This is a genomic window from Stutzerimonas nosocomialis (assembly GCF_005876855.1).
In the GTDB taxonomy this organism is placed as follows: domain Bacteria; phylum Pseudomonadota; class Gammaproteobacteria; order Pseudomonadales; family Pseudomonadaceae; genus Stutzerimonas; species Stutzerimonas nosocomialis.
Map to the genome: position 1 here is coordinate 11,802 of NZ_QLAE01000032.1, position 14,472 is coordinate 26,273.

Below are 14,472 nucleotides of genomic sequence, written 5' to 3' on the forward strand. Positions count from 1 at the left end.
GGGGATTGCCGGAACAAATAAGGCCGCGAATCATGCCGATGCACAGAGCGAATGTCAACCCTGGCCATGAAGTCCGAATACTGGTCTGACGGGTGGGCGCTGGTTAAACTCGCGCGCTCGTTTCCTGTCGTATTGGGCCATCGGGCAATTCGTCCGACCCTATGCGCTGCAATCAGTTAGGAACACACATGTCTGAGACATCCGGCAAAGGCGGTTTGCTGCGCTCCAGTGCAGTGGTCAGCGTGATGACGCTGTTTTCCCGGGTGCTGGGGATGGTACGCGACATGGTGGTGGCGAGCTACTTCGGCTCGGGCGCGGCGGCGGACGCCTTCTTCATCGCCTTCAAGATCCCCAACTTCCTGCGCCGGCTGTTCGCCGAAGGGGCCTTCGCGCAGGCCTTCGTGCCGGTGCTGTCCGAGTATCGCACCAAGCGCAGCCTGGCCGAGGTCAAGCTGCTGGTCGACCGCACGGCCGGTACGCTCGGCCTGACCCTTACGGCGCTGACGGCGCTCGGGGTGGTGGCGTCGCCCTACCTGATCATGCTCTTCGCGCCGGGCTTTCGCGGTGAGCCCGAAAAGCTGCAGCTGGCCGGCGAGCTGTTGCGCATCACCTTTCCCTATCTGTTGCTGATTTCGCTGACGGCGTTCACGGCCGGCGTGCTCAACAGCTATGGGCGCTTCGCCGTGCCGGCCTTCACCCCGGTACTGCTCAACGTCTGCATGATCGGCGCCGCGGTGCTGCTGTCCCCGTATTTCGAGCAACCGATCATGTCGCTGGCCTGGGGGGTGCTGATCGCCGGGGTGGTTCAGCTCGGCTTCCAGCTGCCGTTCGTGGCGCGCCTGGGGCTGCTGCCGAGGCCGCGGATAAAGCGCGACGACGAGGGCGTCAAGCGCATCATGCTGCTGATGGTGCCGGCGCTGTTCGGGGTGTCGGTCAGCCAGATCAACCTGCTGCTCGACACGGTGCTCGCATCCTTCCTGCAAACTGGCAGCGTGTCCTGGCTGTACTACGCCGATCGGCTGTCCGAGCTGCCCCTCGGGGCCTTCGGCATCGCGATCGGGACCGTGATCCTGCCCAGCCTGTCCCGCCAGCATGCCGGTGCCGATCCGAAAGGGTTCTCGGCCACCCTCGACTGGGCGTTGCGCATGGTGCTGCTGGTCGGCGTGCCGGCGGCGCTGGCGCTGGGCATCCTGGCCGAGCCGCTGATCGCCAGCCTGTTCTTCTATGGCGCCATGAGCGAGGAGGCGGTGGTGCAGTCGGCGGCAGCGCTGCAGGCCTACTCGCTCGGGGTGCTGGCCTTCATGCTGATCAAGGTGCTGGCGCCCGGTTTCTTCGCCCGTCAGGACCTCAAGTCGCCGGTGCGCATCGCGATCATCTGCATGGTCGCCAACATGGTCTTCAACCTGCTGCTGATCTGGCCGCTCAAGCACGTCGGCCTGGCGCTGGCCACCTCGTTGTCGTCGATGCTCAACGCCTTCCTGTTGTTCTGGGGGTTGTACAGGATCGGCGTCTTCCAGCCGGCGCCGGGCTGGGGGCTGTTCGCGTTTCGCCTGCTGGGCGCGTGCGCGGCGATGGTGTCGGTGGTGTGGTGGCTGAACGTGCCGTCGGCCGAGTGGTTCTCCTGGGGATGGCAGCGCCGGGCGCTGCAGCTGGCGTTGCTGGTGACCGGCGGGCTGGCGGCTTTCGCTCTGGGGCTGCTGGTGCTGGGCTTGCGGCCGCGCCACTTGCGTCACTGATCGCCCGCGCCGTCGATCCACGGGTGCAGTGACGCTGTCCGCGCTACCCGCCGCGTGCGTATAATTGGCCACTTTACGATCAAGAAGTGCGGTATGCAGCTGGTTCGAGGTCTACAGAGTCTGCAACCCCGGCATCGGGGGTGCGTCGCCACCATCGGCAATTTCGACGGCGTGCACCGGGGGCATCAGGCCATCCTGGCGCGTCTGCGCGAGCGCGCGGCCGAGCTCGGGCTGCCGAGCTGCGTGGTGATTTTCGAACCCCAGCCGCGGGAATATTTCGCGCCCGGCCAGGCACCCGCACGCTTGACCCGCCTGCGCGAGAAGCTCGAGCTGCTGGCCGAGCAGGGCGTCGATCGCGTGCTCTGTCTGGCCTTCAACCGCCGCCTGCGCGAGCTCAGCGCCGCCGAGTTCGTCCATGCGGTGCTCGTCGAGGGGCTGGGCGTCGAGCACCTGGAAGTGGGCGACGATTTTCGCTTCGGCTGTGACCGGGCCGGGGATTTCGATTTCCTGCGCAGGGCCGGCGCCGTCGAGGGCTTCACCGTCGAGTCGGCGACCACCATCGAGGTCGATGGCGAACGGGTCAGCAGCACGCGGTTGCGCGCCGCGCTGGCGGCAGCGGACTTTGCCCTGGCCGAGCGGCTGCTGGGCAGACCCTTCGCCATCACCGGGCGTGTTCTGCATGGCCAGAAGCTCGGTCGGCAGCTCGATGCGCCGACCGCGAACATTCAGCTCAAGCGGCGCCGGCCTCCGGTCGACGGCGTGTTCACCGTCAGCGCCGAGCTGGACGGCCGGCAATGGCCCGGTGTGGCCAACATCGGCATGCGGCCTTCGGTGAAAAGCGACGGCCAACCGCATCTGGAAGTGCATCTGCTGGACTATGCCGGCGACCTGTACGGGCGCCGGTTGCGGATCACCTTCCATCGCAAGCTGCGCGACGAGCAGCGTTTCGCCTCTCTGGAGGCGCTCAAGGCAGCGATCGACGCGGACATCGCTGCTGCCCGTGCCTATTGGCGGGCTTCACCCTCTACCATGAGCCAGGACTGAAATGACCGATTACAAAGCGACCCTCAATCTGCCGGCCACGGCATTTCCGATGAAGGCCGGTCTGCCCCAGCGCGAGCCGGAGATTCTGCAGCGCTGGAACAGCATCGATCTGTACCGGAAACTGCGGCAGATTGGAGAGGGTCGCCCGAAGTTCATCCTGCATGACGGCCCGCCCTACGCGAACGGCAGCATTCACATCGGTCATGCGGTGAACAAGGTCATCAAGGACATGATCGTCCGCTCCAAGACCCTGGCCGGCTTCGACGCACCCTACGTGCCGGGCTGGGATTGCCATGGCCTGCCGATCGAGCACAAGGTCGAGATCACTTTTGGCAAGAACCAGCCTGCCGATCTGACCCGCGAGCGCTGCCGCGCCTATGCCGCCGAGCAGATCGAAGGGCAGAAGGCCGACTTCATCCGCCTCGGCGTGCTCGGCGAATGGGACAACCCCTATCGCACCATGGACTTTGCCAACGAGGCCGGCGAAATCCGCGCGCTGGCGAAGATGGTCGAGGGCGGCTTCGTCTTCAAGGGCCTGAAGCCGGTGAACTGGTGCTTCGATTGCGGCTCCGCCCTGGCCGAGGCGGAGGTCGAATATCAGGACAAGAAGTCCGATGCGATCGACGTCGCCTTCCAGGTCGAGGACGCGGACAAGCTCGCCGCGGCCTTCGGTATCGCGGCGTTGTCCAGACCGACCAGCATCGTCATCTGGACCACCACGCCCTGGACCATTCCGGCCAACCAGGCGCTCAACGTCCATCCCGACTTCAGCTATGCGCTGGTCGATACCGGCGACAGCCTGCTGGTGCTCGCCGAGGCGCTGGTCGAATCCTGCCTGCAGCGCTACGGTCTGCAGGGCGAAATCATTGCCCGCTGCGAGGGCAGGGCGCTGGAACTCATCCGGTTCCGCCACCCGTTCTATGAGCGCTTCGCACCGGTGTACCTGGCCGAGTACGTGGAAACCGGCGCCGGCACCGGCATCGTCCACTCGGCGCCCGCATACGGTGAGGATGACTTCCGCTCCTGCAAGCAGTACGGCATGGAGAACGACGACATTCTCAGCCCGGTGCAGAGCCATGGCGTCTACGTATCGGATCTGCCGTTCTTCGGCGGCCAGTTCATCTGGAAGGCCAACCCGCAGATCGTCGAGAAGCTGCGTGAAATCGGCGCGCTGCTCAAGCACGAATCGATCCAGCACAGCTACATGCACTGCTGGCGGCACAAGACGCCGCTGATCTATCGCGCCACGGCGCAGTGGTTCGTCGGCATGGACAAGGTCGCCCACGACGGCAGCTCCCTGCGTCGTCGTGCGCTGGACGCCATCGAGCAGACCGAGTTCGTCCCCGCCTGGGGCCAGGCGCGGCTGCACGGCATGATCGCCGGGCGTCCGGACTGGTGTATCTCGCGTCAGCGGACCTGGGGCGTGCCGATTCCGTTCTTCCTGCACAAGGAAAGCGGCGAGCTGCATCCGCGCACCGTCGAGCTGATGGAGGCGGTGGCGCAGCGCGTGGAACAGGGCGGCATCGAGGCCTGGTCGAAGCTGGATGCGGCCGAGCTGCTGGGTGACGAAGCGGCGCAGTACGAGAAAATCAGCGACACCCTGGACGTCTGGTTCGACTCCGGTACCACGCATTGGCACGTGATGCGCGGCTCGCACCCGATGGGGCATGAAAGCGGCCCGCGTGCCGACCTGTACCTGGAAGGGTCCGACCAGCACCGTGGCTGGTTCCACTCCTCGCTGCTGACCGGCTCGGCGATCGACGGACACGCGCCTTACAGGGGGCTGCTGACCCACGGCTTCGTGGTCGACGAGAACGGCCGCAAGATGTCCAAGTCCCTGGGCAACGTCGTTGCGCCGCAGGAGGTCACCGACAGTCTCGGTGCCGACATCCTGCGCCTGTGGGTGGCGTCCACCGATTATTCCGGCGAGATGGCGGTTTCCAAGGTCATCCTGCAGCGCAGCGCGGATTCCTATCGGCGCATTCGTAATACCGCGCGCTTCCTGCTGAGCAATCTCGACGGTTTCGATCCCGCGCAGCACCTGGTTCCGGTTGATCAGCTGATCGCGCTCGACCGCTGGGCGATCGATCGCGCCCTGCTGTTGCAGCGGGAAATCGAGGAAGCCTACGGTAGCTACAAGTTCTGGAACGTCTATCAGAAAGTGCACAACTTCTGCGTACAGGAACTGGGCGGCTTCTACCTCGACATCATCAAGGATCGTCAGTACACCACCGGTTCCGACAGCCTGCCGCGGCGCTCCTGCCAGACGGCGCTGTACCACATCGCCGAGGCGCTGGTGCGCTGGATCGCGCCGATCCTGTCGTTCACCGCCGATGAGATCTGGCAGTACCTGCCCGGCGAGCGTAACGAGTCGGTGATGCTCAACACCTGGTACGAAGGCCTCAGCGAGCTGCCGGGCGATGCCGAGCTGGATCGTGCGTTCTGGGACAAGGTCATGGCGGTCAAGGCGGCGGTGAACAAGGAGCTGGAAACCCAGCGCGCCGCCAAGACCATCGGTGGCAACCTCCAGGCCGAGGTGGTGCTCTATGCCGAAGAGGCGCTGGTAAGCGATCTGGCCAAGCTGGGCGGCGAGTTGCGCTTCGTGCTGATCACCTCGGCGGTGACGGTAGCGCCTCTCGCCGAGGCGCCGGCCGAAGCCGTGCAGAGCGAGCTGCCCGGCCTCAAGCTTCGGATCAGCAAGACCGGCCACGCCAAGTGCGGCCGATGCTGGCATCACCTGCCTGACGTGGGCACCCATGCCGCGCATCCCGAAATCTGCGGTCGCTGCCTGGACAACATCGAAGGCAGCGGTGAGGTTCGCCACTATGCGTGATCGACGTTCCGTGTGGGGGGCCAGGCCATGAGTGCCCGCTTCGGCAAGCTGCCCTGGCTCTGGCTCAGCGTGGTGGTGGTCGTGCTGGATCAGGCGACCAAGTTCTATTTCGAGGGCGCGCTGACGCTGTACCAGCGCATCGAGGTGATTCCCGACTATTTCAGCTGGACGCTGGCCTACAACACCGGCGCCGCCTTCAGCTTCCTGGCGGATCATTCCGGCTGGCAACGCTGGCTGTTCGCGGCGATCGCCATCGGCGTCAGTGCCGTACTGGTCGTCTGGCTCAAGCGGCTCAAACCCGACGAAACCTGGCTCGCCATCGCGCTGTCGCTGGTGCTTGGCGGCGCGCTGGGCAACCTCTACGATCGCATGGTGCTGGGCCATGTGGTCGACTTCATCCTTGTCCACTGGCAGAACCGCTGGTATTTCCCCGCGTTCAACATCGCCGACAGCGCCATCACCGTGGGCGCGATCATGCTGGCGCTGGACATGTTCAAGGGCAACAAAACCGGAGAACCCGCACATGACTGAACAGCGCATCGGGGCTGACTGCCAGGTCACCCTTCACTTCGCGCTCAAGCTGGAAAACGGCGACGTCGTCGACAGCACCTTCGACAAGAAGCCCGCCACCTTCAAGGTCGGCGACGGCAATCTCTTGCCCGGTTTCGAACAGGCACTGTTCGGGCTCAAGGCGGGCGACAAGCGTTCGCTCCCGATTCCTCCGGAGCAGGGCTTCGGCCAGGCCAACCCGCAGAACGAACAGGTCATGCCGCGTAGCCAGTTCGAGGGTATGGAGCTGTCCGAGGGGCTGCTGGTGATCTTCAAGGACGCCGCCAATACCGAGCTGCCCGGCGTGGTGAAGGCCTTCGACGATCAGCAGGTGATCGTCAACTTCAACCATCCGCTAGCCGGCAAGGCACTGACCTTCGACGTCGAGATCTTCGACGTCCAGCCGGCCTGATCGGCAGACCCGGGCGAGGTCGCCCGGGTCTGCCCTCTGCGCGCTGCCCGCGCGCGCCACTCGCGTTACACTGACGCCTTTGCCATGCGTGCCGAGATAACCATGCAGATCAAACTCGCAAACCCCCGCGGCTTCTGTGCCGGTGTCGACCGCGCCATCGAGATCGTCAACCGGGCGCTCGAGGTGTTCGGCCCGCCGATCTACGTTCGCCACGAAGTGGTCCACAACAAGTTCGTCGTCGAAGACCTGCGTGCACGTGGTGCCGTGTTCGTCGAAGAACTCGACCAGGTGCCGAACGACGTCATCGTCATCTTCAGTGCGCATGGCGTTTCCCAGGCGGTTCGTCAGGAAGCCGAGAAGCGTGGGCTTAAGGTGTTCGATGCCACCTGCCCCCTGGTCACCAAGGTGCATCTGGAAGTGACCAAGTACAGCCGGGAAGGACGTGAATGCGTGCTCATCGGCCACGAGGGGCACCCTGAGGTCGAGGGCACCATGGGCCAGTACGATGACCGCAACGGCGGTGCGATCTATCTGGTCGAGGACGAGGAGGACGTGGCGCAGCTCCAGGTGCGCAATCCCGACTCGCTCGCGTTCGTCACCCAGACCACCTTGTCGATGGATGACACCAGCCGAGTGATCGACGCGCTGCGGGCGCGCTTCCCGAGCATCGGTGGACCGCGTAAGGACGACATCTGCTACGCCACCCAGAACCGTCAGGATGCGGTGAAGCAATTGGCCAGGGAATGCGACGTGGTGCTGGTGGTCGGCAGCCCCAACAGCTCCAACTCTAACCGCTTGCGCGAACTCTCCGAGCGAATGGGCACCCCGGCGTACCTCATCGACGGCGCCGAGGACCTCAGGCAGGCATGGTTCGAGCGCGCGCAGAACATCGGCATCACTGCCGGCGCTTCGGCTCCCGAGGTGCTGGTGCGCGGCGTGATCGAACAGCTGGGCAAGTGGGGCGCGCAAGGCACCGACGAACTGGCGGGCCGCCCGGAAAACGTGACGTTTTCCATGCCGAAGGAGTTGCGGCTGAAGGCCGTATAGTCGACCCGTTGCCCTTCGTCTGCTGAAAGGGCTGAAACGCTGGGTGATCGATCGGGCCGGCCACCGGGCGAAGGGGCTGGCGGGGGCCAGAGCCGCTGAAGCGACAAGGCCGTTGACCGACACTCCATCAGCAACCTTAAAAACAGTGGGAATAAAAAAGGCCAGGAGCCTGCGGCTCCTGGCCTTTTTGCTGTCGCTCAGGTTACTTCCAGCAATCGCTCAGCGCTGCGGTTCCTGTCTTGGTTTTCGTGCCCGCCTGGTTCAGACCCAGGGTTCCGCATTTGGTGTCCCTGGTCTGGCTGCCCTTGGGTGTTGCCGTCAGGGTGTAGGCAGTGCTGCTGGTGTTGCTGATGCTCAAGGTATAGAGGTTGTTGTTCGAACTCTCCTGAAGCCCCAGCTTGGCCAGGGTGTCGGCATAGGTATTATTCTGCGCGTGATAGCGCTCCTGGCGGGCCGCTGCATCGTTGAGCAGCGCCATGCCTTCGGTCCGATTGCCGCGCAACACGTAATCCTGATAGCTGGGGATGGCGATGGCAGACAGGATCCCGATGATGGCGACCACGACCATCAACTCGATCAGGGTAAAGCCGCCTTGTTTACGCATGGACATTAATCGTTCCTCTTGGGTATGACCTGCCAGCTCTGGCGTCCGCTGGAGGTTGGGCCGTAATCGACCACAATGCTTTCGTCGGTGCTGAACAGCGTGTCGCCGTTCAGGTTGAATCCGCTGGCCGAATCCAGCTTACGGCTGGACACCACCTCGTTGTTATAAGTGTCACTGCTATTGACGTCGCCACTGCCGTCCATATCGAACACGCTGAAGGTAGTGCGACCACCGGAGGACGGGTTGATACCGTAGAGCCAGGCTTCCACACCGTCTTTGCACGGGTCGTCGTTGGGGGTGAGGGTGCTGAAGATCAGCGCCTGACCGCGGGCCGCCATCGGGTTGATCATCATCTCGCCGGACCTTGTTGCGCCCACCTGCAGGTCGAGGCGCCAACCCCAGTGATTGACATCGCTATCGGTGAGGCCCGTGGCGTTGTCTTTGTACCACTGCGGCACGTTCTGGCTGACCAGGCGGCTTTCACTGGTGACACCGTTGATGTCCGTGCTGAGCTCCCTAAGGATCGTCTGGGACAGCAGGCTGTTGCGCGTGATGGTTGGCGGAGTCGCGGTGGTCTCGGCCTTCGTCTTGCGGTCCCAGATGGCGTAGACGCTGTGGCCCAGGCTGGTGTTGACGTTACCGTCGCTGTCCTCGAAGTACTTGCCGGTCCCGAAGATCACCAGATAGCCCAATTGCGAGGGATGACGAACCAGGGAGGGCGCCGCCGTGATGGGTTGAACCGCACCGGTCGTACCATCGGTGGCCTTGAACAGGGGCTTGCCGCCATACGACGCCACGATATGTTCTGCTTGAGCGGTGCCGATGACCGAGGACGCGAAGGGGTTGCCGGGCGGTGTGGTGCTATTGGTGGCGCGGAACAGATCGAAGCGCCAGAGGTTGCCCTGCAGGTCGCCTGCATAGGCATAGTCGGCGATGCCGTCGCTGTCGTTGTCCGCCAGCCGCACGGACGACAGGCCGTTGGCCTTGGTGGTATCACCCTCGACGACGACTTCGCGCACCAGTTCACCGGTTTCGACATCGATCACGAAGAGTGCAGCCTTGTCGGCGATGCTGCCCTCCTGGTTGCCGTAGCCATTACCGGTGACCACCGCCCATTTGCCGGTATGCAGCCGTGCGACAACGGGTTGCGGGAAGGTATGGCCCATATTGGGATGGGTGAACTCCCACAGCGGCCGGATATTGTTGGGGTCGGTAACATCAAGAGCAAAGAGGGAGCGACCGCCGCCTCGCAGCGAACCGATCAGCACCGTGTGCCAGGCATTGTTGAAGTACACGTCCGATACCACGGGGGTGCCGTCGACATAGTAGCGGTGCCCGCCGGACTGATAGCTTTGCCCGGTCAGCCGGTACAGATTGGGCAGCACGGCGTTAGGCACGAATGCCAGCTCCTCGACACCGGTGGCGGTATTGAAGCCATGCAGCATGCCGTCGTTTGCGCCGACGTAGATCATTTCCTTGCGGTTGGCGACTCGTTGTTGGAACTGGTAGTAGTCGCCTGGCGAGCCATCGATACGGTCGGCGAGATACGCCAAATATTGCGCGTCCTTCACGACTACCGGGGCCGAGTTGACGATATCGCCCAGTACGCTGCCGCGAAGGCGGAAGGTGCCGTCCGCCGTTCCTTCGTTACTGCGGTTACCGCGGATGTAGTTCACCCGGGCTTCGCCTTTGTTATCGGTCCTGCCGGTGATGTTGTCAGGATCCACATTGAAATAGGCGCGTTGTTCGGTGGTGAGGTTGGTCCAGCTGAACTCCTGGAGTTGCCTGCCGTTCGCCGCGGCCATCTTTACCGAGCGCTCACCGTTCAGCCTGCTCTTGGCACTCCAGGCCTGGGTGCGAACGCCCACCGTGTCGATTGCATATTTTTTGAGGTCGCCGCTCCAGTCTTCACTGGAAAACTCGGTTTCATAGACCTCACGGGAGGTGGCTCCGTTGACCTGGGAGGCAGTCACGGCAGGACGGCTTGCCGACGTGGTGTGGTCACCGATTCGGGCGATGATCTTGTCGAATGCACCCACCATGCTGTCCGGGTCGTCAACGCTGAAGAATTCCCCGCGCGAGTTGATCGCCGCGTGCCAGAGGTCGTAGACGTTATTGCTGCTATCGGCTTCAGCGCGAGGCCAGCCCCCGTTATTCTTGAGGTTCTCGTAACCCGTGCCGCCATAAGTGCCCAGCTGATCATTCCATTCCAGGCCCCTTTGTTGAAGCGAAGAGGTCAGGCCTAAACCAACCATGAAGTTGACCATGTGCTGCCAGTTGGCCGGGTTGTTGCGTGGGTCCCAGTATTCGGCGTTGGTCAGGCTGCTGCTGCTGGCGGCAAAAGGGGTAAAGGGCCTTACATCGTTGGCGAGGCTCGACAGGTCGGTAGCCCAATAATGGAACGCAAGGTCGGCCAAAGTATTGGTTGTAGCGTCCTGGAACGGATTCTGTTGGGTGCTGTAGGTTTTTCCATCCGGCAGAGTAGTGTTGGAATGGTCGGGTTTTAGTTGCGAGGGGCTCGCATTGTTCCCGTTCCACATGCCATCGGTCATGAGGATGTGGTAGCTGGGTCGGCAGCTGTACTTGTCCAGGCTATGGTTTGTCGTGCCTCTTCCGCCATTGGCGGTGAAAGGGTTGGGCGTATGCGCCCAGGCGTCATCGGTTTTGAGGAACTCACCGGCACGACCCAGTGCCTCGCGCAGCGGGGTGCCCCCGTCGAAGGGGACTCCACTCAGCCAAGAGAAGAAGTTTCCACGATGCTGATTGGAAAAGGCTCTGAAATAATTGACGCCGCAATTGGCTGAGTTCAAGGTCTTGCAGCCGTTGAGTGTCTGCCAAGTCAGGCGGACCGAGTTAGGTAGCTGGTTGAACGACAGGTTTGCAGCGCTGAGTGTCGCCAGTGCACGGTTGCGGTAAAAGGAATACCAGATTGCGAAGTTCTGCTGCTCTGTATTACCAGCTACGAACCGCAGCTGGTAACAGTCATCATTCGCTACATTGGTACAGTTGGGCTTCAGCGTGTAGTAATACGCTGGTACAGCTCTTTGCCTCAGCGTCGCGGTGAAGACGTTGTTCGCGGTTCTGGAGCAGTCGGCGGTTACGTTGGTGAACACGCCAGGATATGCGGCGGTTGCGGTACAGGAATTGGTGCCGGTCCGGTTGATGGAAAAGACGATGCCCCCAGGAGAAGTGACGGAGCTAGTGCCGTTGCTGCTTCGGGTTACGCTGCTCGAAAAGTCAGATGCGGGGTTCTCAGCCAGCCTGAAGATGGTTCCGCTGCCAGAATAGTTGCTGGAGTTGGAGTAGGTGTAGGCTGACGGGGCGGCAGTGATAGGGACGTCCCAGGATACCCTGTAGTTGTTGGTCAGGTTTACGGAGCCCCTGCCTGTATCAAAGCCATTGTTCCAGGCAGCAGTGAAGCTCGTGCCATACCCCACCGTGGCCTGCGAGCCGTCATTGTTTATCTTCAACGGAAGCTGGTAGGTGATAGTGGGGTCGTAGTACATGCTGTTGAATACAGCCGACTTGGTACGACGATAATTCCGATGTCCCTGGGACTCTTGACCGATAAGGTCCGGAACGAACCCGAAGCGCATACTTCCCGAGTCGTCCAGGGTCAGGATCAGGTTGGGCGCTACGCTGTCGGACAGCACAAGCGGCCTCTGGCTGATATCCAGCAGGGTTGCATGGGCCGATTGGATGCCGCCAAACAACAGGCTGAAGGTCAGCAGGCTCGCAAAGGCCTTCGCATGATTAATGCGCGTCTTGATTTCCATTTCAGAGTCTCAGTTGAATACTTTGGCGGTGGTGGTGCGCAGGTTGGTGGTGCGCTCCGAACTGGTGTTGGTCGCTTCGGCGTTCACCTCGTAGCGGAACACCCCTATGCCTTGCATCATGTTTCCGTATTCCGGGTTTTCCGCGGCGCCTTCGGCGCTGCCCGAGGGTGCGGGCAGGGCATACCACCTGACGGCGGTTCCTGAGTTGCTCTGCGTGCCGTCGGCCGGGCTGTAGGCCAGGCTGGTGTTGAAGGTCTGCTCGTACGTGGGGTCGATGTCACGCAGGCAGTAGCCCGCGGAGCAGCCAACCTCCAGCGGTTTGATCGGCGCGGTCAGACGGCTTTCGCCTTCGCGCAGGCCTGCCTCGGAGGCGTTGAGCAGACGTTGCTGCTCGACGAAGTTGCCGGTCATTCGCGATTCGAGGGTGACTTCGCGAACGCTCGATACCGCCAGCAGCGTCACGACCAGCAGGATGATCAGTGCAATGAACAGGGTGGCTCCATCCTGGCGCCTTGGCATCGATTTCATGGCAGTAGGTTCCTGAGCATGATGGTGCTTTGCATGACCTGATAGAGCTCGCCCTTGTCGGCGGCCTTTATCGCGTTGGTTTCGTCGTCGGAGGCGTTGGTGAACTGCTTCCAGTTGGCCAAAGCGGTGTCGACGTCCACGGCGTCGCGCATGTTGGGGTTACTGCTCTGCATCAGCGCGGTGTAGCGAAGCGCCAGGACCTGTTGAGTGGAGGGATCGGTCGTGTACTGAGCGATGGCCCGGGGGTCGGTGGCGTTGGGGATTCCCGACTCCAGCCGCAGACCGGCCACACCGGTAACCAGCTCGGCGGTCTGCGCCGCACGCAGGGTGGAACCTGTCTTGTCGGTATTGGCGACGGTGCACTTCAGGCTCTTGTCGGCCGGGTCCAGGTAGATGCGCTCGACGACGATCTCTACGGCACTGGTGTAAGGATCGTTGATCTCGGAGGTCCTTACCGGCAGGTTGCCGAGGCAATCCCGGTCGGTGGGGTCCATGGGCTGGTAGCGAATGCAGAGGGACGCGGCGGGCGAGTTGGTCGCCTTGGTGACTTCACCGGCGATGAAGCTGCAGTCGGCCGCGTTGAACGCCGGGAATGCGGCCTCGATGGTTTCGTCGGGGCGGCGGCGATAGCCTGCCTTGCCGACTTCCTGTTGCAAAACCAGCAGCGTGTAGCGGCTGGCCTCGATGTTCTCGGCCTGGTTCTGCTGGAAAAGGTAGCTGCGCTTGTTGTCGATGTAGATCTGGGTCACGCCGAGGATCAGGAAGCTGCTGATCAGCAGCGCGATCATCAGCTCGATCAGGGACAACCCGGATTGGTGCTTGCTGAAAGTCATATCGTTTCCCTAGAGCTGGCTGCGCAGCCGGTAGCGGCAGATCGTGTTGTCGCCGGTGGCGTTGGCGTCCATGCATTCGCCCGCCTTGACCCGCCAGGCCAGCTGTATTTCCACTGCCGATCCATTGCTGGTGCAGTTGCCCGAGCTCAGCGAGCGGCATACGTAGAATTCGCTCTGGAGCAGCTCCGCGGCGCCTGGCAGGGCCGCTTTGGCTCGCTCTGCCCAGCAGGCGAGCTGAGCGCTTTGCTCATCCGGAAGAGGTGTGCAGGCCGCCGGCGTGGTGGGGAAGGCGGCCGTCCTGGCCTTGTAGAAGCCCGAGCTGGCCGGAAGCCCGTCCGGCTTGGCCCGCATCAGTTCGATCAGGTCGTTGGCGAGCGTCGCCGCCACGTTGCGTTGAACCGAGTCCTGCGTGTAGGCAATGGTCTTGCCTTGCAAGGCCACCATGCCCAGCACGCCGATACAGACCAGCAGAAGGGTGATCAGGACCTCGATCATGCTGAAGCCCAGGTGCGATTTCATGGATGTGTTCATGGCGTGCAGGTACTCATGGCGTTTCCTTCGGCGTTGGCCTTCCCTCGGGCGAACTGGCGAATGTGGCCGCTGCTCTTGATGCTGATGGTGTAACCGTTGCTCGCGTCATCGTCCTGGCAAACGGTGATGTTGGTTGCCGGGGCGGTACCGTTCACGTTGAAGGCGATGGAGGTTCTGTCGGCGCTGAGCAAGACATTTTTAGGGGGCTCGACCACGCGCAAGGCGTTTGCGATGTTGTCGCCGCAGTCCTTCTTGAGGCTCCACACCTGATCGTCGATGCACACGCTCAGCATTTCCCGGTTGGTCACCGCGGTCGCACGGGCGAGCTGCAGCAGCGACTGGGTTTCGTTGCTGGCGGACTGGGTCTGATTGTTCTTGACGAACTGGGTGAAGCTGGGAACTGCGATCGCAGCGAATACGCCGAGCACGGCGATGACGACCATCAGTTCGATCAGAGTGAAACCCTGGGGTTTCCTCGTGCTGTCCATGCGGTACTCCTGAGATTAGCTGGAGGCGATGATGCGCAAGCGCCATGTCTTTGTCTCTAGAGTGCCAGATGACTGGAGGCTGAGTGGCGAT

At 62.6% G+C, this 14,472-nt stretch carries 12 protein-coding genes; 6 read left to right on the top strand and 6 right to left on the bottom strand.

Going from position 1 to position 14,472, the window contains the following annotated elements:
• Positions 1-188 precede the first annotated feature (188 nt).
• The 6 genes from murJ to ispH all read left to right on the top strand — a co-directional run bounded on the left by murJ (position 189) and on the right by ispH (position 7,621).
• Entirely contained in the window at positions 189-1,736 is a 1,548-nt protein-coding gene (gene murJ, locus DN824_RS17460) for a murein biosynthesis integral membrane protein MurJ (RefSeq protein ID WP_138409686.1), read from the top strand.
• A 93-nt stretch (positions 1,737-1,829) separates the two neighbouring features.
• The gene (ribF, locus tag DN824_RS17465) at positions 1,830-2,780 is read left to right on the top strand and encodes a bifunctional riboflavin kinase/FAD synthetase (RefSeq protein ID WP_138409687.1); all 951 of its coding nucleotides are present in this window, start codon (positions 1,830-1,832) and stop codon (positions 2,778-2,780) included.
• A gap of 1 nt (position 2,781) precedes the next feature.
• On the top strand, positions 2,782-5,613 hold the full coding sequence (ileS, locus tag DN824_RS17470) for an isoleucine--tRNA ligase (protein ID WP_138409688.1): 2,832 nt from the start codon (positions 2,782-2,784) through the stop codon (positions 5,611-5,613).
• Positions 5,614-5,640: 27 nt separating this feature from the next.
• A complete protein-coding gene (lspA, locus tag DN824_RS17475; protein WP_138409689.1) occupies positions 5,641-6,144 on the top strand; it encodes a signal peptidase II in 504 nt (167 codons plus the stop codon).
• A complete protein-coding gene (locus DN824_RS17480) occupies positions 6,137-6,574 on the top strand; it encodes an FKBP-type peptidyl-prolyl cis-trans isomerase (RefSeq protein ID WP_138409690.1) in 438 nt (145 codons plus the stop codon). Before lspA ends, DN824_RS17480 begins: the two co-directional genes overlap by 8 nt.
• Before the next feature lie 102 nt (positions 6,575-6,676).
• Positions 6,677-7,621 carry a 4-hydroxy-3-methylbut-2-enyl diphosphate reductase gene (gene ispH, locus DN824_RS17485; RefSeq protein WP_138409691.1) on the top strand — a complete coding sequence of 315 codons (945 nt, stop codon included), beginning with the start codon at positions 6,677-6,679 and terminating at the stop codon, positions 7,619-7,621.
• Positions 7,622-7,823: 202 nt separating this feature from the next.
• Here ispH and DN824_RS17490 read toward each other — a convergent pair whose 3' ends face one another.
• The 6 genes from DN824_RS17490 to DN824_RS17515 are packed head-to-tail and all read right to left on the bottom strand — an operon-like array spanning position 7,824 to position 14,381.
• Complete coding sequence (locus DN824_RS17490; RefSeq protein WP_138409720.1) at positions 7,824-8,225, bottom strand: type IV pilin protein; 402 nt, start codon at positions 8,223-8,225, stop codon at positions 7,824-7,826.
• Between the two features lie 5 nt (positions 8,226-8,230).
• Positions 8,231-12,001, bottom strand: coding sequence for a pilus assembly protein (locus tag DN824_RS17495; RefSeq protein ID WP_138409692.1), 3,771 nt, complete (start codon positions 11,999-12,001; stop codon positions 8,231-8,233).
• Positions 12,002-12,010: 9 nt separating this feature from the next.
• Complete coding sequence (locus tag DN824_RS17500; protein ID WP_125865153.1) at positions 12,011-12,529, bottom strand: pilus assembly PilX family protein; 519 nt, start codon at positions 12,527-12,529, stop codon at positions 12,011-12,013.
• The gene (locus DN824_RS17505; protein ID WP_138409693.1) at positions 12,526-13,362 is read right to left on the bottom strand and encodes a PilW family protein; all 837 of its coding nucleotides are present in this window, start codon (positions 13,360-13,362) and stop codon (positions 12,526-12,528) included. The genes DN824_RS17500 and DN824_RS17505 overlap by 4 nt, the downstream gene beginning before the upstream one ends.
• Positions 13,363-13,371: 9 nt before the next feature.
• Positions 13,372-13,881, bottom strand: coding sequence for a type IV pilus modification protein PilV (gene pilV / locus DN824_RS17510; RefSeq protein WP_241663960.1), 510 nt, complete (start codon positions 13,879-13,881; stop codon positions 13,372-13,374).
• An 8-nt stretch (positions 13,882-13,889) separates the two neighbouring features.
• Positions 13,890-14,381, bottom strand: a complete 492-nt coding sequence (locus tag DN824_RS17515) for a GspH/FimT family pseudopilin (RefSeq protein WP_125865156.1) — start codon at positions 14,379-14,381, stop codon at positions 13,890-13,892.
• Positions 14,382-14,472 lie beyond the last annotated feature (91 nt).